Genomic DNA, 25,697 nt, shown 5'->3' on the forward strand with positions numbered 1-25,697 from the left:
AATTCTGAATGGCGGCTATTGTAGCACTATTCATGGTGCTTTTTTTGGCAAAAAAAGCATTAATTCACTTGTTCTGATGGCTATTTATTATTTAAAGAAAAATATGGGATTATCTGCTTCATTTATAGATTGACCATAATCTCAAATAAAAAATAATTCTTGGTCATCCAAAATTATCAAAAAAGTATTAAAGTACTATGCAACAAGTTGCAAAAAAATATTGGGACGCAGCATGACAAGTTACGCCAATTTATTAAAACCATTACATTTGGGCTTCACTACCATTAAAAACCGTGTGGTCATGGGGTCTATGCATACGGGATTAGAAGACCGCTTTTTTAACTACCCAAAACTGGCAGCTTATTTTGAAGAGCGTGCCAAAGGTGGAGTTGGTTTGATTGTGACTGGCGGTATTTCTCCGAACCGTCAAGGTTGGTTGGCTCCGGCTGGCGGAACCATGAATAGCTTATTTGATATTCCGCAGCACCGTTTGGTGACTCACGCCGTCCATAAGCATGGTTCAAAAATTTTGATGCAAATTTTGCATGCAGGACGCTATGGTTACCAGCCATTTGTAGTGTCTTCGAGTGGAATAAAATCACCAATTTCACCATTTAAACCACGTCAACTTTCTGAAAAAAATATTCTCAGTACCATTGAAGACTATGCACAGTGTGCCGACATTGCCAAAAAGGCAGGCTACGATGGCGTTGAAATTATGGGGTCGGAAGGATATCTGATTAACCAGTTTTTAAGTCGCCATGTAAACCAGCGTACAGACCGTTGGGGTGGTGAAATTGAAAACCGTATGCGTTTCCCGGTTGAAATTGTCAAAGCGATCCGCGCAAAAGTTGGCGAAAAATTTATTATCTGTTTCCGTTTATCGCTGCTTGACCTTGTGCATGACGGTAACACCATGCAAGAAGTGGTTACGGTTGCGAAAGCTTTAGAAAAAGCGGGTGTCACTTTATTAAATACGGGTATTGGCTGGCATGAAGCACGTGTGCCGACTATTGTCACTTCTGTGCCTCGTGCCGCGTTTGTCGATTATACGGCTCATGTAAAACAACATATTTCAATTCCGGTAATTGCGTCTAACCGTATTAATATGCCTGAAACTGCTGAAGAGATTTTGGCAACCGGCAAAGCAGATATGATTCAAATGGCACGCCCTTTATTGGCCGATGCTTTTTGGGTAAATAAAACTGCGACCAATCGTGTAGATGAAATCAATACGTGTATTGCCTGTAACCAAGCATGTTTAGATCATGCATTTAAAAATAAGCGTGTGTCTTGTTTAGTAAACCCACGTGCAGGCCATGAAACTGAATTGGTTTATTTAAAAACCAAACAACCAAAGCGTATCGCCGTTGTAGGTGGTGGTGTCGCCGGTATGTCTGCTGCAACTGTTGCTGCAAGTCGCGGTCATGCAGTGACCCTGTTTGAAGCCAATGCAGATGTAGGTGGTCAGTTTAACTTTGCAAAGGTTGTGCCGGGTAAAGAGGAATTTCACGAAACGATTCGCTACTTTAAAGTACAACTTCAAAAAACTGGGGTAGATGTTCGTTTAAATACTCGTGTTAATCGTGAACAACTTGAACGTGAAGGTTTTGATGAGGTGATTGTGGCGACTGGAGTCGTGCCGCGTGCATTAAAGATTGAAGGAAGTAATTCACCTCAAGTTCTTTCTTATGCTCAAGTTTTACAGGGTGCTGAAGTTGGACGAAAAGTTGCAGTGATTGGGGCAGGTGGTATTGGTTTCGATGTCTCAGAATTTTTACTTAAACCACCACATCAACCACAGCCTCAACCTTTAGCCGAGTGGCAACGTGAGTGGGGTGTAGACCCAGATCCAAATTATGTTTCTGAAGGTGGTATGCAGCCACCTGTGGTTGAACCAGCAATACGAGAAATTTATTTATTGCAACGTAAAACAACCCCACTCGGTATTGGTCTTGGCAAGACTTCGGGGTGGGTACATCGTGCCCAGCTTAAAAAGCATGGTGTACGCATGCTTCGTGGCGTGCAATATAAAGCAGTTACCGATGAAGGGCTTTGGATTGAGCATAATGGTCAGGACCAGCTTTTACGTGTAGATACCGTTGTGGTGTGTGCGGGACAAGAGTCGGTAAAAGACTTGATGCCAAAAGAAGGGGAGTCGACTATAGCGAACTACCATATTATTGGTGGTGCAAAGCTCGCAGCAGAGCTAGATGCGAAGCGTGCGATTAAAGAAGGAGCAGAATTGGCTGCCCAACTGTAAAATTGATGAAACAATATGCACTTGAACACAAAGCGATGATTTTTTTCTTGAATAAAATGAATAAGCTTTGTATTCTTACGCACATGGAAGCGTGGCAGAGCGGTTTAATGCACCGGTCTTGAAAACCGACGAGGGTGTGAGTCCTCCGTGAGTTCGAATCTCACCGCTTCCGCCAAATATCAACGACTTAGCCCCGATAATCGGGGTTTTGTTGTTTTTGGGGTTTATGCAACGTAAGCCTGTAGTAAGCAAAAAACAAAATTAAAAATAAATATCTTTCATTAAATCAGTGTATTGAAGTTCTTCTCTATGGTAATTTAATTCGTATATTTTTTAGACTAAAGAATATGATATGAAAAAAATAATTGTGAGTATTTTAGCTTTTTGCATTTCTACTCTATCAATGGCTTATAAGCCACCAGTAGGCGAGAGTAAAAGTATTTCAGTAGAAGTTCAAGCAACAAAGGAGGAAATATTTAAAGCTTCTAAACGTGCTTTGGCTTTAGAAGGATACCAGATAACAAGTTCAGACTTGGATGCAGGTGTGATAACCACAGCTTCTAAGGACTATAGAATAGATCCAAGTTATGCTGATTGTGGCAAGGTAATGGGTATTGATTACCTTAAAGATAAGCGAACAAAAACCACAGTAGCACAGAATATTATTATTGATGACAATTCTTTAAGTATTAAAAGTAATATTCAAGGTGAATATAAAGTTGGAAGCACAACATTTGATGTGACGCTAACTTGCTTGTCAAAAGGTTTAATTGAAGCGGATTTAGCAGACAAGATTAAAAGTAATCTAAAGTAGGGTAGAGATGAAAAGAGATTGGGAAATTATTAGACAGGTTCTTATTGCTGTTGAAGAAGATAGATTTGAAGACTATCTCCAAGAAACCGAAATGGAAAATAAAATATCAGTACTTGAAAATACTGTGCTTTTAATAGATTCAGGCTTCTTAAATGGCAAACCATTGTTAATGAGAGGTAGTGTAGCTCATGTGTCTATTAGTGGTCTTACTTGGGAAGGGCATGACCTTTTAGATACTATTAGAAGTAAGCCTGTATGGGAAAATATAAAAACTACAGCTTTAGAGAAGGGGCTTGAATTAACTTTTGACGTTGTTAAAGCACTTGGTGTTAAAGCTATTGCAATGATTGTAGGGAATTAAATAATGGAAGTTTTTACCATCGCGGAACAGCTTTATTACTTAACCTTAAAAATAAATACGTTAAGTGCTAACGGAGAACAAGGCTCTGGTACTGGATTTATTTATGGATATAAAAGTAAGCAAGATCCACAAATTGATTATTTATTTTTAGTTACCAATAAACATGTGATAGAAAATACAGTATCGGGTTCTATTGTGATGCATCTAGGAGAAAATAATCAACCCAAAATAGGTGAGACATTCAATTTGGATATTCAAAATCCTGCTTGGCAAGATATGTGGTTGGGGCATCCTGATCCTAATGTTGATATAGCTATTTGTCCTTTTGTCCCATTAATAAATTTTGTGAAGCAACAGTCGGGTAGACAGCCATTTTTTAGATGTGTATCAAATGCTAGTGTTCCCACCGAAGCTGTACTAAAAGATTTAGATGCATTAGAAAATATTACCTTTGTTGGTTATCCAAATGGAATTTGGGATAGTTATCATAATTTGCCAATTGTTCGAAAAGGCACAACTGCTACACCATTACAAATAGATTTTGAGAATCAACCTAAGTTTCTTATAGACGCTTCTGTGTTTGGGGGTTCCAGTGGTAGTCCAGTCTTTTTATGTGAAACTGGTGGGTATACTGATAAGAATAATAATACAATTATAGGAGGAAGTAGGTTCTACTTTTTAGGAGTAGTTGCTGCCGTTTATCTCAAACATAATATAACTGATGTGATTTCCGTTCCAATTCCAACGGCAGTAAAACCAGCGGTTCAGTATCAAGAAATGATTGATTTAGGGATTGTATTTAAATCTCGGACTGTTAATGAGGTTGTTGAAGCTTTCTGCGCATTAAACAAAATAACTTTATAATAATTAACTCCTAGTATCATCTACTAATTGTTGTTGATGTGGTACAGCAATAGCTTCCCACTCATCATAAGACAAAATAGGTGGAAAAGCGGCTACTAATTTAATAGTAGTCGCTTTGTTCTTTCTATGGGTTTCGACTTTAGCTAAACGCCTTTGAAAGTCTTTTAATACCTTAGCCATTATCGGTATGACCACAATTAGGGTTAGGGTATTGTGCCCACGGTTGCCCCTGTAGCATGGTTTTAACCGTTACTGGTACTGTAGGGGGTACATAGTCTTCAAGCGGGCAAAAACCTTAAACTGACTTGGGATAATCAAAACAGACTTATTCGTAGTAATAGTAATGGTCTAGTTACAGAATATGGTTATGATGTCTTTGGTCGTCGAATCTATAAAAAAACATCTAATGAGTTAACCTTATTTGGTTGGGATGGCGATTTAATGATATGGGAGTCTGCCAAATCTGCACAGACTAGTTATACAAAGCACTATATTTATGAACCTGATAGCTTCACTCCCTTATTACAAGCAGGTTATAAGGACTTCATTCAGTTGATAGAAACTCCTGATTATCAGGAATATCAAACAAAACCATATTCTATTTATAAAGACCCGGTATGGAATAGTAATACTCTTAAAAAGCATGCTGATTTAGAGCAAATCACATTTTACCATTGTGATCAGGTTGGAACACCCCAAACCATGACCAATACCCGCGGTGAATGTGTATGGGAAATTCTCCAAGATACATGGGGCGCGGTGTCGCAAATTAAAGCACTAAATCAAGATAATCCATTTGAACAAAATAATTTACGCTTTCAAGGCCAGTATTACGACCAAGAAACAGAATTGCACTATAACCGTTATCGTTATTATGAACCTCATAGCGCAAGATATGTAAGTAAAGACCCGATTGGGTTAGAGGGTGGTATGAATACCTCTAGTTATGTAATTGATCCAAATCAATGGATTGATCCAAAAGGATTAAATAGTTTTAATGGTGAAATGTTTGGTATTCCAGCTAGTGCCCGTCAGGTCTAGCATATCAAGGTCAACGAAATTATGAGTGTTATGCTGAAACAGGAGAATTATGTAAAATAAAAGTGCCACCATTATTTGATTATGTTGCATGTAGCGGCGGAGGTTTAGGAATAGGAGTGGGCTTTGTTAAAAATCAATGGACTGGCGAATATTATATTAGTGGTTCGAAGGATTCGCTATTAATTCCTGTAGCAAAATCAGTTGTTCAAAATAAACAATTTAGCGCTAAAGATCTGGCAGGGGCTAGTTGTGTAGGTGGTAATATTCACAACATACCAAGTTATACCAAAACAACAATGACTATGGGCGAGATTACAAATGAATTTGTAAGTGGAGCTTCAGTTACTGTTGGTGGTGGAGCTTATGGAGCAGTAGCAAATGTAGTGGTTCCATTAGTAAGTAAAAGCAGTCCTGTAAAAGGTACGTGGGCCTCTGAGTTAGGAGTAGGAACACCAGGTTTCAATGTAGGTGTGAGCGGTACTGTTAGTGTTGATACAATTTTAGATGCTGTGAAACCTAGTAAGAAATAATAGATTAGAGAGATTAAGTAATGCAAACATGGAATAAAGCCTTTTTTAAATTTATGACTATTATTTTAATGGGTACTTGCTGTATTGCATGCGATCTTAGAAAAAAAAATGAAGTAACAGTTGTTGAAAATAAGAATATAATAATTAAAAAATTTGAAAGTGATGCTGAATATATTTTTGGTAATCAAATTTTAGGTAAAAAAATATTTTCTTCCTATAATGCAGAACGATTAATATTTCAAGTGAAAGATCTAGAGCAAAATAGTGATAATTTTATAGATAAAATAGATGGTAGGTTGAATAAGAGGGGTTGTAACTATAAAGAAAAATACAAAGAAGCTTACATTTATTGTGATAGAGATATGAATCAACTTGAGTTAGTTCCTCCTATAAAGATAGGTACAGTTATGCAATCAGGAGAAGGACAGTCATTGAATCAGTTAGTAGATTATTGGAATATAGGTTTTATCCATTCTAGACATAAACGTTATGTATGTAATATGAATAGTTGATTGGGATAAATTATTATGATTGTGAAAAAATTCATATTTACTTTATTAATTTTCGGTCTCTATTGTTACCTAATAGCATGCAGTACTAGCGCAACTAGCTTACAAGAGCTTTCTAAGGAGTTGTTCAGTGAGTATCCATATGAAGTTGATACTGATAGAAATAAAAGCTCTACTCAATTAATTGTGATAAAAATAAATAAAGAAAATTTTTCGATTAATGATTATGATAAAATTAAAAACAAACTATTAAGCAAGAAGTGGGATTTTGTTGATTCATACGATAATTATTATAATTTTTGTAAAACTAATAATTATTCTATAGATATATTAAATCCTATTCATGATAGACATTATGCGAGAGAAGGTGATGAAGTAAATTTTAAGAACAAAGATTATTGGTATTTCGCAATATACTATAATAAATTTGGAGTTAATAATTGTTTGGAATATTATGGTAAGTAAATTTGATTATTTAAATAAAATTTCTTAAATTTGTGGTATTTATTTTAATTTGATAATCTGGTTTTAAGTTTTAATTAGATTTGTTGAAATTATTATTGAATCTAAATTTAATAGTTGGTACGTAAAATATAAGAAGGAGTTGTGATTAAAATTAATTGTTTGATATTGATTACAGGTCTTAGTCTTTTATTATCAGGATGCAACAAAGATGTTGAAATAAAACCTCAATTTAAAAGTTCGAATGAAGCTACCCCATATGATTATAGCAGTGTTCCTGCAGAACAATTTAAACGGAAATTAAGTTTTTTTAAAGAACAATTGGATAAAATCTTTACCGATCAAAAAATTATTTTGAGAGATGAGGGTATTGCTTTTGCTCCTACTCAAAGCTTTCTTGTTGTTCAAATTCCTGTAGAGAGATTAAATGAGGAAACCTATCAAAGAAACATAGTTCCTAGAATCAAAGATAATGGCTGGATTCTTGAGAAGAGTGTAAAGAATGCTGATGTTTTTTGTAATGGTAAGAAATATCAGTTAGAGATAGATTATTCGGCCTAAAGATTACTCTAAAGAAATTATTAATGAAGAAGATAGGTTAACTTTTACTCCAATTGAAAAGGAATAGAATATTGGTATGTATTATCAAGAACAAGGAATATTATTCTGCAGAGATAAATTACTAGTAAGTACTATAAAATAAAATATAGGGCCTAGATTATTTTTTAGACTATATAATTTATGAGATTTTAAACTAATATTTTTTGAATATATATAAATGGAATGAATCTGAAAATTGAATAAAAACTGCATTGTAGGTCAATTTACTTTGTTAAGCAGAGAAACGTTGTTTGAGGAAAATAATTACCAATACAGCTCAAAGTATTTAGTATTTTTAATTATCAAAGTATAAATAAATTAGCTGTTTGTAGATAAGAATTGGGTGATTTATCAACTTCGTGAAATTTAAAAATAATTTTATTGATTTAATTTTAGTAAAACATATAAAATATATTGATTACTAAAATGGGAGTTTAGTTGTTTTTTATTTAAAATTTTAAAATAAAGATTGATCTAGTTGTTGAGTTTAGATCAGTATTTGGTAAGAACTAATTATGAAAATAAAAGAGTATTATATATATTGATATTTTTTTATTTAAGTGGAGGAGAAATATGGGTACACGTATGACAGGAATGGTTTTCCCATTTAATGGTTCTAAAGAAGATATACAAGGAATTATTTATAAATGGATGCAACATGAGGCTATCTTACTAGATCGATATAAAGAAATACATGTAAATTTTTTGGACAATAATTTTATCTTTATTGCTAATGCTGATATTTTTGAGTCCGCATATAATAATCCTGAGCTGTGGCAAGAATTATTACTTGAGTCATTAATCCAGAATTGGGTTGTTTTCTTTGAATGTATTGATAGTTGGGATCAATACAGTTATTTAATTTACAAAAATAATATTGAAATTCGTAGGGTTATACAGATTCAAGAAAGTGATTTGTATCAGGAGGGAGAACCATTATTTTTTGAGAAAGAATGGTTGGATTTTACTACATATTATGAGAAAGAGAATTATAAAAACGGTCAAATAGAAATTGAGAAAATAGTCGATCCGATTTTTTTAGAGGAAACTGATGATTATAATAAATATTATTATGTGCGTTCAAAAAATCAACATGTATATCATTGCTATTTAGCTAGATTAATGTTGTCTGAATTATTTATCAATTATCTCGGAATTAATATTATCGATGACAAATATATAATTAAAGATGAAATAATAATAAATTATGATGAAATCCCTATGTTTGAAAAAGTACTAAAATTTGCTAAAAGTGGTGATATAGATTCTCAAAATAAAATTGGAAAAATGTATCAACAAGGTTATGGTATTGAAAAAAATTATGCTTTAGCATTCTATTGGTATCAGCAAGCAGCAAATCAACAAGATTCATTTGGGCAGCTGAATGTTGGAATGTCTTATCTTAATGGTTTAGGCGTGAAACAAGATATAGATACAGCATTATTATGGTTAAATAGATCTATAGCACAAGATAATCCAGATGCTCTTATTACACTTGCTGAGATGTATGAAAATGGAAAGTTTTTAGAAAAAAGTATTGAACAAGCTATTTCTTTTTATAAAAAAGCAGTAAAACAAGGAAGTGGTGTTGCAGCATATAGACTAGGTTTAATATATGAATATGGCAAAGATGCTGTCGTAGATATAAAAATGGCAAAGCGGTGGTATTATCAAGCGGTAAATAATTTCAATGAAGATGCTAAAAAACGTTTAGATGAATTAAATAATATGGAGAGTAGTTAAAATTTTGAGTATTTATGATATTTAAATATAAATGGTTTTGTTTACTTTTATATTATTTTACTAAATGAAATTATTGATAAGATTGCTAAAATTACAATATGGAAATTTTACTAACTTGATAAAAAATTATTATTGTAGGGTAATCTAATTTTTAATAAGGTCATGAGTTTTTGATGTTTTATGAGTTAATGTACGTTAGTTTAAAATAATAGTAAAGAATTTTTTAGGCTGAGTTTGAAAATATTTATCTTAATTTTATTGATTTTAACTACTTGATTTGGTTAATTGTTTAATGGTTTTTTAATTCTTGATTTATGGAAAGTAGTAATATGGTGGTGAATATTTTTAATTGTTAGTTTAAATACATATGAAATGTATATTAATTTATTTAAGTTTTGATATATAATTAAATGGTGAGAGATTAGTTGTAGGTTAAATAAATATGAAGTCAAGTAAGTTGAGTTTGGTTGTTTTTATACTTTTTATATTTACTGGGTGTGGTGAAATTTATTCTCAACCTTCTGATAAATATCCATTTGAAGTGAAAATGAAAGCTTTATTAGGGGATAACCTTGAAATTGTGAACTCAATACGTAAAGCAGAAGTTCAAATTTCTTCTTTTAGGTTTGAAAAAGATCCTAATAAATTGAAAAAATTAATCAACCAATTAGAAGAAGATGGCTGGGTGTTAAAAGGCAAAGGACAAGGAGTTGATACTTATTGTTTAGGGAGAAATAATAGAATTAATGTTGTGAGCCCTACTATGATAGGTGTTTTTGATTACCAAGGTGGGAAACTCAATATAACAGATTATAATTCTGACGCTATATCTTATAGCTATAACAAATGGGGAGATGATATGTGTGAGCAATCTGAGGAGTAAATTTTTGAAATTTATAGTCTTATTTATTTAATTCGGTTTGAGGAGTTTAAATTTAAGATAAATATCTATTTATAAATGGTATAGGAAGATTCTTGATGATATTGGAATGATGGTGCTAATGGATTAATATTCTAGGCATGATATATTTATTTTAAATAGGATTTTAACACTATATAGCTTCGAGAGTCTTTATGGATAATAAGAAAAGTAACTTTATTGAGGATAGTCGTATTCTTACATTTTGGCGTGATTTAGAAATATTTACTATACCTTCTGCTCCAACTTCAAAAGATAATGATAAATTCACAAAAATAATAACTTTAAGATTTGGTGAGAAACTACCTTGGGAAATGGTGGAATATCAGCCAACATTAAAGGATATGTATATCCATACAGTTTATATTGGTGTAGCAGATCAAGAAGAATTGACTAGACTTGTTTTGCGTAAGATTGTAAGCAAAGAGTTGAGTGATAAAGAACGTGAACGTATTTCGGGTACTGGGTGGTTAGCGTCTTTTACTGTAAACGAAAATGGATGTCTAAGTGCAGATAGCTATGCACCAGCCAGTTATGTATATGGTACCCAGGCTTTAAGTCAAGGAGAGCCCCTTATTGACTTAAATGCAAGACTTACTAGAGCTAAGGAGGAGTTTGCTCAGCGTTGTCATCGCTTAGTTCAATTGAAAGAGGATTATCGATGTTCATGGAAGGATTTGCAAAGTGAAACGGATTTAATTAGATCTATTTTTGCTCATGATGAGCAGATTGGATTAGATTGGCGAGTCGTAGTTGCTACAAAGCGATTACCTAGAAAAAAAGCGTTAGAGGATATTGAACAAGAGGTTAATTATCTGAACTCATTTTATTTAGATGATCTAGATAAAATGCTGAAACAAAGTTCATTAAGTCAACCATTTGGCCAAGCGTTATCTACATATCTCGGGGCTTCAATTATTCATGATAAACGAATAGATATTTTAAAAAATCATGAAATTATGGGAAAACTTGTCTGTGCAGCCAATTTACCTATTGCGCGTTGGCCTAACGCACCAGATAGACCTTTAGTGTTGGCACAGCAGGCGGTAGTTGCTCATATAGAAAACTCATTGAAAAATCAAGATGGTATTCTCGGTGTAAATGGACCGCCAGGTACTGGGAAGACAACTTTACTGTGTGATGTTATTGCGACGGTTATTACTGACAGGGCTAAGCGAATTACTGCACTTTCTACACCTGAAGCTATATTTAAACAGCCTATTCAGCTTATGGGACGAAGATTTTCACCCATTGTTGAGGAGTTGGTGCGAGATAGCTCAATAGTTGTCAGTAGCAATAATAACAATGCTGTAAAAAATATTTCACAGGAGTTGCCTGCTACTAGTAAATTAGACAAGCGGTATGAAACAGATTCTTTATATTTCTCTGAAGTCATAAATGGAGTTTTTGATAGTCAACGAGTTCAGGATGAAAATCAAAAAACAATTCCTGCATGGGGTTTAATTGCTGCGGCTTTAGGTAACAGTACGAATCGGAGATCTTTTGCTCGTGCTTTTTTTAAAGAGGATCATATTGCTGAGAATGATGAGGAGGAGAGCAAAAATTCATTTATATCGATGAAACAAATACTTGAGGATGCAATTCCTCATATTAGTGCTTATTGTCGGAAATGGCACACAGTCAAAAGTGAATTAATTGAATTAATTGAAGAATTAGAGAAAAAGCGTTCAGTTTTAATAAAAGCAGAGCAGGCTTCACTTGTTATTTCAGAATGTAGGGAGAAGAAGGAAGAATTATCGGAAACGATTACGCTCAAAAATGAAGAATTAAATAAGCATCAAGATTTATATCGTCAAATACAGGGAGAGTTACAAGACCAGGCTATTTTAATACAATCTAAACAGCAAATATTAGGGCAAATTCAGATATCACATGGACCTCGGTTATGGGATCGTCTATGTGCATTATTTGGTTACCGGACTCACCGTACAGAAGTCTATGATAAGCGAATTAGTGAAGCAACTTTATCATTACAAGAAACTACCGCTCGCTATGAAAAGCTCATCAATGATAAGACATCAAGCCATAAAATTATAAAAATTTGCGAGCAGGAGTTATTGAAATTAAATGATGAGCTTCTTGTAATAAGGCAAAAATGCCACAAGTTGATTTCCGATTTACAGGCGGTACACGCTTTAGGGGTAAGACATGTCATTGGGCCTGATTTTTGGAAATTATCGTTTGAAGAATTGCATAGGACTTCAGTAAATACTTCAGAAATTATCGATGATATTCGTGCCCGTATTTTTATTAAATCGATACAGCTACACAGACTAACGATTTTATCTAATGCCAAAAGATTTTTAAGTAATTTGAGAATGGTCGGGCAAATGCTTTCAGGAAATACCAAAGGTCTTTCCCTTCATGATCGTCCTGTAATTTGGGACAGTCTGTTTTTTGTGGTTCCTGTTGTTTCCACAACTTTAGCTTCATTTAGTCGGCTTTTTGCAGGCATGGGACAAGATAGTTTAGGGTGGTTATTAATTGATGAGGCAGGCCAGGCTACACCTCAATCTGCAGCAGGTGCAATCTGGCGAAGTAAAAGGGCTATTTTAATTGGTGACCCTTTGCAGGTTGAACCGGTATTTACACTACCAGATAGTGTAGTTGAGATTCTACGCAAACAAAATGATGTGGATTTATCTTGGTCTCCTGTCTTCGAATCTGTACAAACAATTGCTGACAGAATAACGCCATTTGGTTCATGGATTGATGATGGTAGTGGAGATAATCAATCAAGAATCTGGACTGGTATGCCCTTAAGAACACATCGTCGTTGTGATGACCCTATGTTTTCTATTGCAAACAGTATTGCTTATGCGGGTCAAATGGTTCAGGGGCGTGTTGATCGCGAAGGAAAGCCTACACCAGCAAATATAGCTTATGATATTGGTGTGAGTACATGGATGCATGTAGATTCAATAGATTTTGCTCATCCTGTTAATTCTGAAGAACTTGATGTATTGATTGATTCTTTAAGAAAGCTTGAAGAAAAGCGAAAAACTACAATTAATAGTTCAAAAATTAAAATATATGTCATTTCACCTTTTAAAAAAGTTATTCAAGCATGTAAAAGCAGTATTGAAGAGGCAGGAATAAAAGGCATTGAATGTGGCACTGTACATACTTTTCAGGGTAAAGAGGCGGATATCGTATTTTTAGTATTAGGTACAGTGAAGGATCGTACCGGGGAAGGAGCTAGAGCTTGGGCTTCCTCAAGTCCAAATTTATTAAATGTTGCTGTGACACGAGCCAAGAGTCGTTTGTATGTGATCGGTAATGTGGATACTTGGTCTAAAATGGACTATTTTTCAACACTCGTTAATATACTTCCGGTGAAAACGGTAAATGTAGTAAACCGATCAATTGAATTAGAATAGGGTGGAATTACTAATTAGAACCAAATGAAAGGCTTTGACTTAGTCGTGGTTTCTATGTGGAGGACAGTAATGAGCTCAATAAAAAAACTATACTATTATAGATCATCAATATTTTTTTAAAGTAAATGAATATTCCCTACACAAAAATACCTGTGTAGATCTGAATAAAAACAACTTATAATGATTAGGTTGTTTTTATTTATGACCTCTTTGAAAAAATTTAAAAGGTATAATTGTTTATAAAGAAAAATAATATGAAAACATGATACATAGGATTTAAATCTTTTTGGATTCTGTTGAAACAGTTACCACTATTAAAGTTAGAGAGAAACAAGCCTTGAAAGCAATTTGTTCAAAAATTGGATAAATTTTGGCTGGAAAAGAAGTCACGAACTGGTGAGAAGTAAATGTTAGATAAAATCAGCAAAATTTTATTATTAATTGGAATATTATCTCTTATAGGCTGTTCCATAATAGATAGAAAAACTTGTATTAATCATTTTAATAATAGGGTTTTTATTTTAACAAAAGATAGTCAAATTATTAAATCAATTAATTTAATTAATAAGAATATATTTTGTGGAGATCAACCGTATAGTGAGTTTTATAATAATATAAATTTATTTCTATTAGGATTAAATAACAATCAAAAAAAGAATTTTTATGTAATCTTATTTTTTACTGAATTCCATAAAAATGATAATGGTGGTGAGTTTATTGAGTTTTTGTTAAGAAATAAGATCGATATTTCTGATCAATATATAAAAATATCAACTAATAATCATTTAATATCTCAAATGAAATATACAAATGAAGAATTATTGAATATCAAGAAACTGGGTAAATTGTTGAAGAAATAGTTAAATTTGATAAAATCTATTTTTATTTACTCTTAATAAGGAATAATTTTGTCTTTACAGCCATCTTATATTGCTGGGTTCTGGCGGAGGACTTTTGCTTTTATTATTGATGTTGTACTAGTGAGTCTATTTTGTGGGCTTATTGTTAGTATTTTTTCGCGTTTATTACATCAGCATCCTGTGATTTCTACTTTAGTGGGCTATTGGTGTGTCATTTTATATTTTGGATTATTGAATAGTCATTTAAATCTAGGAAAAACTTTTGCAAAACAGTTATTAAAAATTAAAGTACTGGATCTGGAAGGAAAAAATCTATCAGTTCCCTTATCTATTTCACGTGCTGCGATTCTATTTGCGCCTCTATGTTTAATTTCTTTAAGTGATTATATTGAAAACTTTACTCTCTCTTGGGGCATTAAGCTATTATTTATTTGCTTACAAATTTTAATTATATATTTTTATCTTTTTAATAGCCGAAACCGTCGATCGATCCATGATTTTATATCAGATTCGATAGTTATTAACGTTCAACAAAATTATACTAATATAAAAATACCTTCTACATGGCGGAAACATAAAGCTTTTGCCTGTATACTTGCAATTGCTTGCATGGTTTTTGTGATAAATCTAGCTTTATCCCAAGAAAAAAATGAAGAGATTATTCAGACACGATTAAAAGATATGCAGCCAGAAATTATACATATTCAAGAAACTTCAGAATCGATAAACGATAGGAAATTAAGTTACTTTGATGTTCGAATTAAAAGCCCAGACAAGCTTAATAATCCTTTTTTTGCACAGCAATTTATTGAAAATTTAAAAAAAGTTACCCCGGCATTGATGGACGGAAATAGTGAGATACTCTTGGTCTTAAGAACAGATCTTCAATTTGGTCTAATTTCAACAGGCCAGTACAGTCTATATTCTGTTGAGCAGAATGATACAGAGCTTAACGTTATAGAGCAGCAAAGTTCTGAGTTCAATCAAATATCCTTTTTATCGATCAACTTCTAACCTACGTTTTAGCTAACTAAAGAATTATTAATGTTAATATTAAGTTGTTTGTTCAGAAAGATTTCTGATATCCGCCTTAGAAGTAAAATTCTGATTTGAGATAGACTTTATCAGTATTCAAACCACACAACTTATTTGGCTCTTATTTTCAGAAGTTAATTTCTATCTATTCAGACTGAGCTAAGTCACTTTCATGACATGATAATTTATAATAATTAGCTTTTAGTCGTGAAGGGATTTTAAAGCTATAATCCTCACTATTTAACTCTATAGGATCGGCAATACATTGGCACTTGTGGACGGCCTCAATGTACTTGAAAAATTCTATCCTCGTGAGCCTATTGATTAGTCTACTAAGCTTTATATCAATTTATTGAATGTAGCTTGAGCAAACAAAAATGACCCGATCTATATAAAAATTGGTGAACTTTACTACTTACCTAAAATTCAAAAGTGAGTAAATGAAAAATTTGGTGGCAAAAAAGTTGAAGTCAATAAGCTTGTTTCTGAATTTGCAGACATCAAATAACTAATTTTTTTGTTTAAAATTATTTTCATAGTTAAGTCATGGCAACCGCGGTCTACCTTTGTTTTATTCAAAAGATTGGATGGAATTTAGTAAACTTTTAATAAGATTATATCCGGAAATAAAAAAAAGAATAAATTTAAACTATTCATTACATCATCAATAGAATAGCTTCATATATTTCAAGCTATAAATATAAAATTATCTAGTACTTGTGAGGTTTCATAATGGGACAATGCTTTTGATCCCTCTAGTTTTACGTTTCCAATATTAGTAAAAAAGCAAATAGAGTAAATTTTACAATATTTGTTTTCATCCATAAGATCAAATAATTATTAGAGAGAATATATAGTATTGTTAGAGATAAAGTATTATTTGAATTATATTTATTTGTAGGAACTTTAGGGATTGATAAATATTTTATTATATATCCTGAAAATATGGGCCAAGAAACAGAACTGCACTATAACCGTTATCGCTATTATGATCCTCATAGCTCAAGATATATGAGCGAAGATCCGATTGGGTTGGAAGGTGGACTAAATACTTCGGCTTATGTAAATAACCCTACTTAATTGGTGGACCCAATGGGATTACAGCCAGTAGGTGGAAAAATCAGGATTAGGTATAGGTTTCTTATTTCTAAATACTATGGCTGGGTTTGCTAAAAATCCTGAAGATGCTCGTGCTTTAAGAGCATTAGGGGCGATACGTAATAATAACTTAGCGGCAGCATCAGTTGCAGGTTATGGATTTTATGTTGTAGTAGGCACAGTGGCCGCTGTGTCTGCTGCTGCACCTGTAGTAGGAAGAGTGGCTGCGCCATTTATTGGTACTGGAGCACACTTAGAAGGAGCCAGTTTAACTGCTGGAACTGTGGGTAAAGCTGCTGTCACAAGTGCGGGAATTGGAGGGGGTGGACATAATTTCTCCAGGAGTTAAGTGTAAATGCTTAAAAGATATTAATCTTGTCGTACTGGGGGAGTTGCTGCTGTTAGTGCTGTGACAAGTGGATGTGGCGCTACAACCTCCACTGCTGTGGGCTTTCGGAAAGTTGGTGGGAAAAGTATAGTGTTAAATGTGCCAAATATGGGACAGTTCCTTAAAAATAATGCTTCAGGAATGGTTATATTCGCAAATGAACAAATGATTGGACAAGCTGGTTCGAGAGCTGTTAAAGCTGCGACTGAGAAAGATAAATCAAGTAAGAAATAGTAAGGTGAAATAATGCTAACGATGTTGGTAGAAGTAATTATGGGTGTTTTCATTGCTAATTTTAAAGCATCAGAACACTCTATTATAAGTATAATAGTACGTGGCCTTTTGGTGGCGGTAATCGGCTTTTTTATAGCATTATTTTCTTCAATCCTAGAAGGTTGGGACTTTTCGATGGGGTTTGCTTTAATATTTAGCCTGATAATTGGCTTGGCCGTAAGTATTTTTCTGTTCGCGGTAGAGGCTTTTTTTAACTATATTGATAAGAAATGATTTTATATATTAAGAAGCGTTAGATAAGTAGTGATAGGAGTTATAAAGGGAAGTTGAAATGAAAAAAATTGTAACGAATCAATTGAATCTTGAAGATGTACCTACGGACTATAAGTGGAATAGTTTTGTTCAGTTTGCTTTAAGTTTTGATCCTAGATTAGAGATAGACCAATGGAGCGAAAGTGATTATATTAGTCCAAATCGGTTGCCAACTAAGTCGGATTCTATAATAGGATTGAGAAGCTATTTGTACCATCTTCAAAGAGTAAATAATCAAGAAATTAATGATGAAAATACTTTAAAATTTAGAGTGGAAAAAGTATATATATTATTAAGAGAAAAGTTAAGAGAATTTTAATTTCCTTATATTCTTAATAGAAGTATATATAAATTAACTTAAGTTAGAAAGTAGAAGAACACTAATTTATAGCATATTATATTATTTATTAAATTATATTGGATGTTATTCTAAAATATGAAATTTTTCTTATCAATATTTATATTTAGTACATTAACTTTGGTGGGGTGTGATTCATCTAATGTAAAAGTTAAAAGTTCTAATAGCAAGTTAAGTAAATATCAAAAGAATGCAGAAAATAGTGACCCTATTGCCCAATATAATATGGGCGTAGTATATCAACTAGGTTTAAATGATGAGAAAGTAGATTTGGACAAGGCTGTTTATTGGTTTGAGAAAGCTGCCGAACAGGGTGAAGAGGAAGCCAAAGCTAATTTGGGTATAATTTATTATACAGAGGGAACTAAATATACTAATATTCCTAAGGCTTTAGATACTTTTTCTGAGCTTTCAAAAAAAGATAATAGAGTAGCTCTTAATTTTTTAGGAAGAATGTATAAGGATGGAGTTGGTGTAAAACAGGATAATAATAAGGCTTTTAATCTTTTTAATAGAGCTGCTATTTTGGGGGACTTAAGTGCACAGTTTAATTTAGGTAATATGTATTTTAATGGTGAAGGGACCCCTTTAGACTATGAAAAGGCTACCTATTGGTATAACAAGGCTATTATAAATGGGAAAGATGGAGATGCCGCTAAAATACTTGCTGGAATGTACTATGAAGGGAGAGGTGTAGAAAAAAATATTAATAAATCAATTGAATTACTTCAGATTGCTGCTGATCAAGGAGATCAAGAGGCGGCCAAAAAAATAGAAATTATAAAAAGAGAGTGTGGTTGTTAGTAAAGAATATATTAAACTGGTCTGGACTAAGATAAATAATATCTAAGCTCAGACCAGTATATTCTTAATTATATAATATTTTTTTGTAATTGTTATTGGTTTAAGAAAAACTAAATTTATTTTCGAAAATTAGTTTTTTAGTGAAAACTTTATTAATAATTTGAGTCTACTATGATTAAATATTTAAATATCTTTATATTCAGTTTATTAGTAGGATGTAATAGCCTTAATAGTTCAGAAAATTCTGAATTTGTAAATTTGAAGTGCGCAGCAGAAGAGGGAGATATTCGGGCTCAGTCACAAATGGGCGATGCATATTTATTCGGTGAATATGATCTAAATGTAAATTATAAACAAGCTTTTAATTGGTATAAAAAAGCTGCTGATCAAAATGATGCAAAATCACAGTATAATTTAGCAATAATGTACCTTAATGGTTATGGAGCAAAAAAGGACTTATCAAAATCTGTAGAATATTATAGAAAATCTGCTTTACAAGGTGATACTGATAGCCAACTTCAATTAGGAATTATGTACTTAAATGGAGAGGGAGTTGAAAAAAATATAGAAACTGCAAAAGAATGGTTTCAGAAAGCAAAATTATCTGGTAATCAAGAAGCTGATGTTTATTTAGAAAAAATAAATAATTAACAAAGAATATATTAAATTTTCTGGGTTACATAAATATTATCTAAGCTTAGGATGATATGTGAATAATAAATTTTATTAGTTAATTGGCCCATTTTATACTTTTTAAAGTATAATAAAATTAAATTATAAATTAATCATATAATTTGCTGTAGTAATTGTACTCCAAATCAGTAAGACTTTTGCTTTTTAAGTAACTTAACCCATTAGGTCAACCCTATAGGGCAGCAGCTAGTAGACGGAAAAAAATTAGGATTAGGTATAGGTTTCTTATTTTCAAATACTATGACTGGATTTGGTCAAGTTGGTTGGAAAAGTATAGTGTTAAATGCGCCAAATATGGGACAGTTCCTTAAAAATAATGCTTCAGGAATGGTTATATTCGCAAATGAACAAATGATTGGGTAAACTGGTTCAAGAACAGTTAAAGCCGCAACTGAAAAAGATAAATCAAATAAGAAATAAGGTGAAGTAATGTTAACGATGTTAGTAGAAGTGATCATGGGTGTTTTTATAGAGAACTTTAAAGCTTCAGAACATCCAATTATTAATATTATTATACGTGGCATTATTATTGCTATAGTTATGTTTTTATTGATGATATTTTCAGATCTATCAAATGGTAACAAAAGTTCTATTGGGCTAGGGCTGGCCATAAGTATTGGAGGTGGGCTAATAATTAGCTTAGCTGTTTTTTTAATTGAGATATTTGCAAATTATCTTGATAAGAAATAGTAATGCTGACAGTTATAGCTGAAGTGATTATGAGTAGATTTATTACTGGCTATCAAATAGAGAATTATCCATATTTTTCAAATTTATTAAAGGTATCCTAATTGGATTAATAGATTTTCTGATAGGATTTATAACTAATATTTTTAAAGGAGAATTAATGGCAAGAAATGATGTGCTACTTTATTTTATTATCTTCAATTGATTAGACTGTCTGTAACAGTTTTTTAAACTTTTCCATTAAATTGAGTATAGCTACAAGGGGATATAATGAATAGAAAAAGCTTTATTTGTTGGTTTTGGACTATTTAACCTGTTAAAATTTCATAAAATATTTACTTTAGAATATAGGGTGGTAGCAAAGTAATAAAAGTAGATTTAATTGGGAAGCACTAAAGTTATAAATGATAGTTTAATAATAAATTTTTGATTTTGAAAGTTTATAAATTATCAATATTTTATTATTTTATAGATAAAAGGTCGTAGGATTAAGATAATGTTTTTTTTTAAAACTTTAAATTTTTTTAGCTTAAGTTTACTTTTTTGCGCTTATGCTTATAGCGCTACTTATAAGAAAAATAATGAATTTCAATGGGCAGAAGCTGGGAATGTTAATGCCCAATATAACGTTGCAATGAACTTTTTAAACGGAGAGGAAGGTTATCCAAAAGATTATAATCAAGCTAAAAGATGGTTTGAGATAGCTTCTAAGCAAGAAGATGCATCAGCCCAAAATGCTTTAGGGATTATTTATTTAAGGGGGTTGGGGGGAGATAAAGATTTAAGCAAAGCAGAATATTACTATAGACTAGCCGCAAATAAAAATCATGAAAATGCTCAGTTGCAATTAGCTCTTATCTTATTAAATAGTAAAAAAAGTAATAACTTGAAAGAGGCTAAAGAATGGTTAGAAAAAGCTAGCCTTAATGGAAATATAGAAGCTAAGGATAAGCTTAGAGAAATAGAAAATAAATAATATTTTAATAATCAATATTTGGTTATTAAAATATTTTATTTAAGTTGAAAGAATATTTCATTTCTGAATCTTTATAGAGATATTATTTCTTTATAAAGGTTTGAGTTTTCTTTGTCAATCCAGAATAGTATTAGTCTGAAATTATGAAGTTTTTTTTATCAATATTTATATTTAGTCCATTAACTTTGGTAGGATGTGATTCATCTAATATACAAGTTAAAAGTTCTAATAGTGAGTTAAGTAAATATCAAAAAGATGCCGAAAATGGTGACCCTGTAGCCCAATATAATATGGGTGTAGTATATCAACAAGGTTTAAGTGGTGAGAAAGTAGATTTGGATAAGGCTGTTTATTGGTTTGAAAAAGCTGCTAAGCGAGGTGAAGAAGATGCTAAATATAATTTGGGTGTAATTTATATTAGTGATAATTAAAAATATAGAAATGTTAAAAAAGCGATGGAAATTTTTTTAGAAGGTATGGGGGAAAATGACGCAGAATCAATTAATCAATTAGGAATTATATAAAGATGGTATTGATACTTCTGTAGATAATACAAAAGCTTTATCTTTATTTAAACAAGCAGCTAATTTAGGGTCGAATAGTGCACAGTTTAATCTAGGAATAATGTATTTTAAAGGACAATGTGTTAAACAAGATTTTATCGAAGCTAGAAAATGGTTTGAAAGAGCATATAAAACAGGTGGAAATATTAATGCAGCTTATACCCTTGCTGGAATGTATTATGAAGGGAGAGGAGGGAGTAAAGATATTGAAAAAGCACTAAATTTATATCAGTTTGCAGCTGATCATGGAGACCAAGAAGCTGCTAAAAATATAGAAATTATAAAAAGAATATGGGTGTTATTAAAAATTTATTAAATTGAACTGGGTTTAGATGAATAATATCTAAGTTCAGGGTTGAATATGTTTAATAAATTGAATTAAATTAATATTTTTAAATCTAATATAAATAAGATTTTTATATATTAAGTGCTTAGATAAATATTAATTTAACTTGAATAATTCTTGAGCTGCATATGAATTTCCTACTTCAGCAGACTTTTCAAACCAAATACGGGCTAAGGATAAGTTCTTATCCACTCCTAGTCCGTCTTTATATATTTTCCCGAGATGATATTGTGCATTGCTTTCGCCTTGATTTGCAGCTGACAAAAACCATTTTTGTGCTTGAGCATAATCTTGTTTTATACCATCTCCGAGTAAATACATAAGCCCTATATTATATTGGGCATCAATATCTCCTTGGACGGCAGCTTTCAAATACCATTGAGAAGCTTCTAACTTGTTTTGAGTTACTCCTCTGCCATGTAAAAACATGGTTGCTAGATTTGTTTGAGCATCTGAATCACCCGCATTTGCAGCATCTAAGTAGTATTTAATAGCTTTCTGATAGTCCTGCTTAATACCTAAACCTTTACTGTAGAAATTTCCAAGTTCATTTAAGGATGCAATGTCACCTTGTGCTGCGGCTTTCTCATACCAATATTTTGCTTTGACATAATCTGGCTTAATATACTCATTTCCCATGTATAATAAACCTAAATTATATTGAGCATTAACATAACCCTGATTTGCAGATAAAGTGTACCATTCAATAGCTTTTAGAATATCGGGTTGAATGTCTTTATATCCTTCTGCATACATTACACCTAAATTGTACTGTGCTTCAGGATCTCCCTTTTCAGCTTTTGATCTGATATCAGTTAAATCAATATTGTTTTTTATATTAGTATTAGTCTGACTAGATTGCTGTTGTCTAGTATTGTCATTTGTTTGTTTTATAGATTTTGCCCATCCTGAACTCAGGATGCTTAAGAGACAAATAGTTAGAAAAATTCTTTTTGGTAACATCTTTTATCCTCTATAGATATTTTACTTTGCCTCTTTTTTTCAGAATTTAATCCCTATCTATTCAGACTCATCTAAATCACGTTCGCGGCATGATAATTCATAGTAATTACCTTTTGGCAGAGAACTAATTTTAAACCCATAGTAAGTGCTATTGGTTTCTATCGGAGCGATATTACATTGATTCTTTTTTGCAAATTTTTCAATTAATTTTAAATTGGTGGTTTGCTTAAATACAGCTCCCCAACCTTCACTCACACAACAGCCCACATATTCAGACATATATTCATCTGAAATAAGTACAACGTTTTGTCCCATAAATTCATAAGGTTTTTTAAGTTTGTATATATCGTTATAGTCTGCTCTTGAAATATTAGGTTTTTTGGCTAGGAAACCTTTTTGTTTAAGAATTTGAAACTTTAAAAAATCTTCAGGACCAGTACCAAGTCCCCGATAAATCGAGCTATTGTCCTCTGCAAAACTATATGAGCTGAAAATGCTAATTAAGCTTAAAAGTAATAATTTTTTCATTTGTAATTTCAGAAGTTGTATTAGGGCATAATTGTTTCATATCTTATGAATAGCGTAAAGTAAATGACTGATTTTTATAGTCTACTCATAAAATATAGTATCGGTAATAGTTAGTTATTAGATTATTTTTTTCTTTGAATAAGATGAGATAAGAGAGGAAGGAAAGCAACCTAAATAGTGGCTTTCCTATCTTTTAAAGTCACGAACGTGCTTTAAAAATAAGCTTAATGAAATAAGCTTATTTCTTCTGTTTAAAACGGTATTTACATTTCAAGCAGCGATAGTCCTGAAATATATTTTTATCAATCATTACGCCTGCTTTTTTACCAAAAATATTACCTACCACACCGCCAGTAATGCCTGCACTGATTGCACCGACAAATGTTCCTACAGTTCCACCAACAATTACACCTAATGGTCCGGCAACAGTACCAATCGCTGCCCCTACAGTAGCACCAGTTGCGGCGCCGCCTACAGTACCTGCCGTAGTGCCTGCAGCTGTTAATAAAACACCGCCAGTGGTTTTAAGTAATTTGTCATGATCACGTGTTTCAATTTCTGTAGAACCACATTTCGGACATTGCAGTGTTTTTTCCATAAAATTTTCCTGTCTTTCATCATTGAGCGACGCAGTAAATAGCGCGAAATCTATAAGTGGGTAAAGCACTGGGTTAGATGAAGTGTCTTTTTCCTAGAAGGGCATCGCAACAATATACTTTGTCAGCCTCGATTTTAGCTGAACATAAGCACAAATAATTATAGATCATGTAAACACTTGTATTTTAATCATGATCTGTTGAGTATAGGCTAATTGCTTGTTTTAGAATGAATAAAGAATACATAAAATATCTCAGAATTAATTATTGTGAATTAAATTAGAAATAGGCATATGTCATTATTAGTTTGTTCTGAAGGCAAATCGTTTGTAAAGACTAAAATAACAAAGGCTTATTCTGTTTAAATAAGCCTTGTTTGAAGATTAGAGTGATTTTTTCCAACTCAAAATTGTATATAGCCCAAACATAAAGGCGATCCAGATTGGAATGATAATTACTGACTTTTCAAAGCCTTGAGTCCACATGATATATAAAATCATGCCAATAAAAGTCAAAACGACATAGTTACTCAGAGGTGAAAATAGTGCAGGAAATTTAGCAATTTTATTTTCAAGCTTCATCGAACGTTTAAATTTTAAATGGGTAAAACTAATAATTGCCCAGTTTAAAACCAAAGCTGCTACAGCCATGTACATAAGATAGCTTAAAGCTTCTTCTGGTATGAAATAGTTAAGTAATACACACCCAAAAATCAAAATAGAAGAAAAGATAACCGCGGATGTAGGTACACCTTGTTTGCTTACTTTTGCAAAAACTTTAGGTGCGTTGCCTTGAATTGCTAGCCCGTACAACATACGGCTATTGGCATACATCCCACTGTTATAAACAGAAAGGGCAGCAGTTAAAATAATAAAGTTAAGTAAATGTGCCGCCCAACCAATGCCCAGTTGGCTAAAAATCATGACAAATGGACTCTTATCTAAACCGCCGAGGTCCAGTTGATTCCATGGAATAAGCGACATAATAATCGCGAGTGAAGCCACGTAAAAAATTAAGATTCGAAAAATAACTTGGTTAATGGCTTGTGGAATACTTTTTTCAGGATTTTCAGCTTCAGCTGCCGTCATTCCAATGAGTTCAATACCACCAAAGGCAAACATTAAAAAAGCGAGCATATAAAATAGGCCCGAGAACTCATGAGGGAAAAATCCGCCATGCTGCCATAGGTTTGAAAAGCTAGCTATAGAGTCATTACCTGCGGTAAGCAGTAAATATAAGCCAAACACAATCATTGAAATGACCGCAGCCACCTTGATAATGGCTAACCAAAATTCAGATTCGCCATAAAATTTAACATTGCCTAAGTTCAAGCAGGTGACCAGCACAAAGAAAAATAAAACTGAAACCCAAGCAGGGATATGAGGCCACCAATAATGTACATATTTAGCCACGGCGGTAAGCTCGGTCATGGCAACCAAAATGTACACTACCCAATAATTCCAGCCCGATAAAAAACCGGGAAATCTTCCCCAGTATTTTTGTGCAAAGTAACTAAAAGAACCGACTACAGGTTCTTCGACAATCATTTCACCCATTTGGCGCATGATTAAAAATGCAACCAAACCGACAATGGCATAACCCAAAATGATTGAAGGACCAGCAGACTGAATGACTTGTGCCGAGCCTAAAAATAGTCCTGTGCCCACAGCACCACCCATAGCGATTAACTGGATGTGACGATTTTTAAGTCCACGTTTTAGTTGGGAAGATGAGTTACTCAAAATACTA

Annotated in this window: 25 protein-coding genes, 1 tRNA gene and 4 pseudogenes; 25 read left to right on the forward strand and 5 right to left on the reverse strand. The window is 32.6% G+C overall.

The features are described from left to right. Positions 1–232: 232 nt before the first annotated feature. The 5 genes from RFX69_RS07695 to RFX69_RS07715 all read left to right on the forward strand — a co-directional run bounded on the left by RFX69_RS07695 (position 233) and on the right by RFX69_RS07715 (position 4,302). Positions 233–2,263, forward strand: a complete 2,031-nt coding sequence (locus RFX69_RS07695; RefSeq protein ID WP_000205094.1) for an NADPH-dependent 2,4-dienoyl-CoA reductase — start codon at positions 233–235, stop codon at positions 2,261–2,263. 85 nt (positions 2,264–2,348) lie between these two features. Further along, positions 2,349–2,438: transfer RNA gene (locus RFX69_RS07700), tRNA-Ser, on the forward strand. A 177-nt stretch (positions 2,439–2,615) separates the two neighbouring features. Next, on the forward strand, positions 2,616–3,077 hold the full coding sequence (locus RFX69_RS07705) for a hypothetical protein (protein ID WP_086264175.1): 462 nt from the start codon (positions 2,616–2,618) through the stop codon (positions 3,075–3,077). 7 nt (positions 3,078–3,084) lie between these two features. Beyond that, positions 3,085–3,438 carry a DUF2513 domain-containing protein gene (locus tag RFX69_RS07710; RefSeq protein ID WP_178319572.1) on the forward strand — a complete coding sequence of 118 codons (354 nt, stop codon included), beginning with the start codon at positions 3,085–3,087 and terminating at the stop codon, positions 3,436–3,438. Between the two features lie 3 nt (positions 3,439–3,441). Further along, on the forward strand, positions 3,442–4,302 hold the full coding sequence (locus tag RFX69_RS07715) for a trypsin-like peptidase domain-containing protein (RefSeq protein ID WP_086264177.1): 861 nt from the start codon (positions 3,442–3,444) through the stop codon (positions 4,300–4,302). Between the two features lie 3 nt (positions 4,303–4,305). On the opposite strand, the gene RFX69_RS07720 is transcribed toward RFX69_RS07715, so the two are convergent. After that, positions 4,306–4,482: a hypothetical protein gene (locus RFX69_RS07720; protein WP_289332693.1), complete on the reverse strand. Its 177-nt coding sequence runs from the start codon at positions 4,480–4,482 to the stop codon at positions 4,306–4,308. 96 nt (positions 4,483–4,578) lie between these two features. Here RFX69_RS07720 and RFX69_RS19400 point away from each other — a divergent pair. The 20 genes and pseudogenes from RFX69_RS19400 to RFX69_RS07825 form a co-directional block, all read left to right on the forward strand. Then, positions 4,579–5,873 (forward strand): annotated as a pseudogene (locus tag RFX69_RS19400) (RHS repeat-associated core domain-containing protein); the annotation flags it as partial. 20 nt (positions 5,874–5,893) lie between these two features. Then, on the forward strand, positions 5,894–6,385 hold the full coding sequence (locus RFX69_RS07735) for a hypothetical protein (protein ID WP_309169118.1): 492 nt from the start codon (positions 5,894–5,896) through the stop codon (positions 6,383–6,385). A 15-nt stretch (positions 6,386–6,400) separates the two neighbouring features. Next, positions 6,401–6,847, forward strand: coding sequence for a hypothetical protein (locus tag RFX69_RS07740; protein WP_289332691.1), 447 nt, complete (start codon positions 6,401–6,403; stop codon positions 6,845–6,847). 141 nt (positions 6,848–6,988) lie between these two features. After that, positions 6,989–7,405: a hypothetical protein gene (locus tag RFX69_RS07745; protein WP_005111710.1), complete on the forward strand. Its 417-nt coding sequence runs from the start codon at positions 6,989–6,991 to the stop codon at positions 7,403–7,405. A gap of 612 nt (positions 7,406–8,017) precedes the next feature. After that, positions 8,018–9,187, forward strand: coding sequence for a tetratricopeptide repeat protein (locus RFX69_RS07750; protein WP_289332690.1), 1,170 nt, complete (start codon positions 8,018–8,020; stop codon positions 9,185–9,187). Positions 9,188–9,629: 442 nt separating this feature from the next. Continuing rightward, the gene (locus RFX69_RS07755; protein ID WP_000842611.1) at positions 9,630–10,070 is read left to right on the forward strand and encodes a hypothetical protein; all 441 of its coding nucleotides are present in this window, start codon (positions 9,630–9,632) and stop codon (positions 10,068–10,070) included. A 191-nt stretch (positions 10,071–10,261) separates the two neighbouring features. After that, positions 10,262–13,507 carry an ATP-binding protein gene (locus RFX69_RS07760; RefSeq protein ID WP_289332689.1) on the forward strand — a complete coding sequence of 1,082 codons (3,246 nt, stop codon included), beginning with the start codon at positions 10,262–10,264 and terminating at the stop codon, positions 13,505–13,507. A 407-nt stretch (positions 13,508–13,914) separates the two neighbouring features. Then, positions 13,915–14,367, forward strand: coding sequence for a hypothetical protein (locus tag RFX69_RS07765; protein WP_289332688.1), 453 nt, complete (start codon positions 13,915–13,917; stop codon positions 14,365–14,367). A gap of 48 nt (positions 14,368–14,415) precedes the next feature. Continuing rightward, positions 14,416–15,381 (forward strand): RDD family protein, encoded by a 966-nt coding sequence (locus tag RFX69_RS07770; protein WP_289332687.1) that lies wholly within the window; start codon positions 14,416–14,418, stop codon positions 15,379–15,381. Positions 15,382–15,655: 274 nt separating this feature from the next. Next, positions 15,656–15,910: pseudogene (locus RFX69_RS07775) on the forward strand (NLPA lipoprotein); the annotation flags it as partial. A gap of 446 nt (positions 15,911–16,356) precedes the next feature. Next, positions 16,357–16,476 (forward strand): annotated as a pseudogene (locus tag RFX69_RS07780) (RHS repeat-associated core domain-containing protein); the annotation flags it as partial. Positions 16,477–16,513: 37 nt separating this feature from the next. Further along, positions 16,514–16,849, forward strand: a complete 336-nt coding sequence (locus RFX69_RS07785) for a hypothetical protein (RefSeq protein ID WP_271056392.1) — start codon at positions 16,514–16,516, stop codon at positions 16,847–16,849. Positions 16,850–16,996: 147 nt separating this feature from the next. Continuing rightward, positions 16,997–17,122, forward strand: a complete 126-nt coding sequence (locus RFX69_RS07790; protein ID WP_021510605.1) for a hypothetical protein — start codon at positions 16,997–16,999, stop codon at positions 17,120–17,122. 12 nt (positions 17,123–17,134) lie between these two features. Further along, positions 17,135–17,395: a hypothetical protein gene (locus RFX69_RS07795; protein WP_271056390.1), complete on the forward strand. Its 261-nt coding sequence runs from the start codon at positions 17,135–17,137 to the stop codon at positions 17,393–17,395. 58 nt (positions 17,396–17,453) lie between these two features. Then, entirely contained in the window at positions 17,454–17,753 is a 300-nt protein-coding gene (locus tag RFX69_RS07800; protein WP_271056389.1) for a hypothetical protein, read from the forward strand. 117 nt (positions 17,754–17,870) lie between these two features. Further along, positions 17,871–18,596, forward strand: a complete 726-nt coding sequence (locus tag RFX69_RS07805; protein ID WP_271056388.1) for a tetratricopeptide repeat protein — start codon at positions 17,871–17,873, stop codon at positions 18,594–18,596. A 171-nt stretch (positions 18,597–18,767) separates the two neighbouring features. After that, positions 18,768–19,247: a tetratricopeptide repeat protein gene (locus RFX69_RS07810; RefSeq protein WP_271056387.1), complete on the forward strand. Its 480-nt coding sequence runs from the start codon at positions 18,768–18,770 to the stop codon at positions 19,245–19,247. A 471-nt stretch (positions 19,248–19,718) separates the two neighbouring features. After that, positions 19,719–19,979, forward strand: a complete 261-nt coding sequence (locus RFX69_RS07815) for a hypothetical protein (RefSeq protein ID WP_005111683.1) — start codon at positions 19,719–19,721, stop codon at positions 19,977–19,979. 493 nt (positions 19,980–20,472) lie between these two features. Further along, positions 20,473–20,952 carry a tetratricopeptide repeat protein gene (locus RFX69_RS07820; protein ID WP_271056386.1) on the forward strand — a complete coding sequence of 160 codons (480 nt, stop codon included), beginning with the start codon at positions 20,473–20,475 and terminating at the stop codon, positions 20,950–20,952. Positions 20,953–21,095: 143 nt separating this feature from the next. Beyond that, positions 21,096–21,831, forward strand: a pseudogene (locus RFX69_RS07825) (tetratricopeptide repeat protein). A 126-nt stretch (positions 21,832–21,957) separates the two neighbouring features. On the opposite strand, the gene RFX69_RS07830 reads toward RFX69_RS07825, so the two are convergent. The 4 genes from RFX69_RS07830 to RFX69_RS07845 all read right to left on the reverse strand — a co-directional run bounded on the left by RFX69_RS07830 (position 21,958) and on the right by RFX69_RS07845 (position 25,690). Further along, a complete protein-coding gene (locus RFX69_RS07830; RefSeq protein ID WP_271056385.1) occupies positions 21,958–22,824 on the reverse strand; it encodes a tetratricopeptide repeat protein in 867 nt (288 codons plus the stop codon). A gap of 57 nt (positions 22,825–22,881) precedes the next feature. Next, complete coding sequence (locus RFX69_RS07835; protein ID WP_005129199.1) at positions 22,882–23,352, reverse strand: hypothetical protein; 471 nt, start codon at positions 23,350–23,352, stop codon at positions 22,882–22,884. 238 nt (positions 23,353–23,590) lie between these two features. Continuing rightward, positions 23,591–23,950: a hypothetical protein gene (locus RFX69_RS07840; RefSeq protein WP_000416092.1), complete on the reverse strand. Its 360-nt coding sequence runs from the start codon at positions 23,948–23,950 to the stop codon at positions 23,591–23,593. Positions 23,951–24,331: 381 nt separating this feature from the next. Next, positions 24,332–25,690, reverse strand: coding sequence for an amino acid permease (locus RFX69_RS07845; RefSeq protein ID WP_289332686.1), 1,359 nt, complete (start codon positions 25,688–25,690; stop codon positions 24,332–24,334). Between the last annotated feature and the right edge of the window lie 7 nt (positions 25,691–25,697).

Source organism: Acinetobacter sp. 148, assembly GCF_031196675.1.
Classification (GTDB): Bacteria; Pseudomonadota; Gammaproteobacteria; order Pseudomonadales; family Moraxellaceae; genus Acinetobacter; species Acinetobacter baumannii.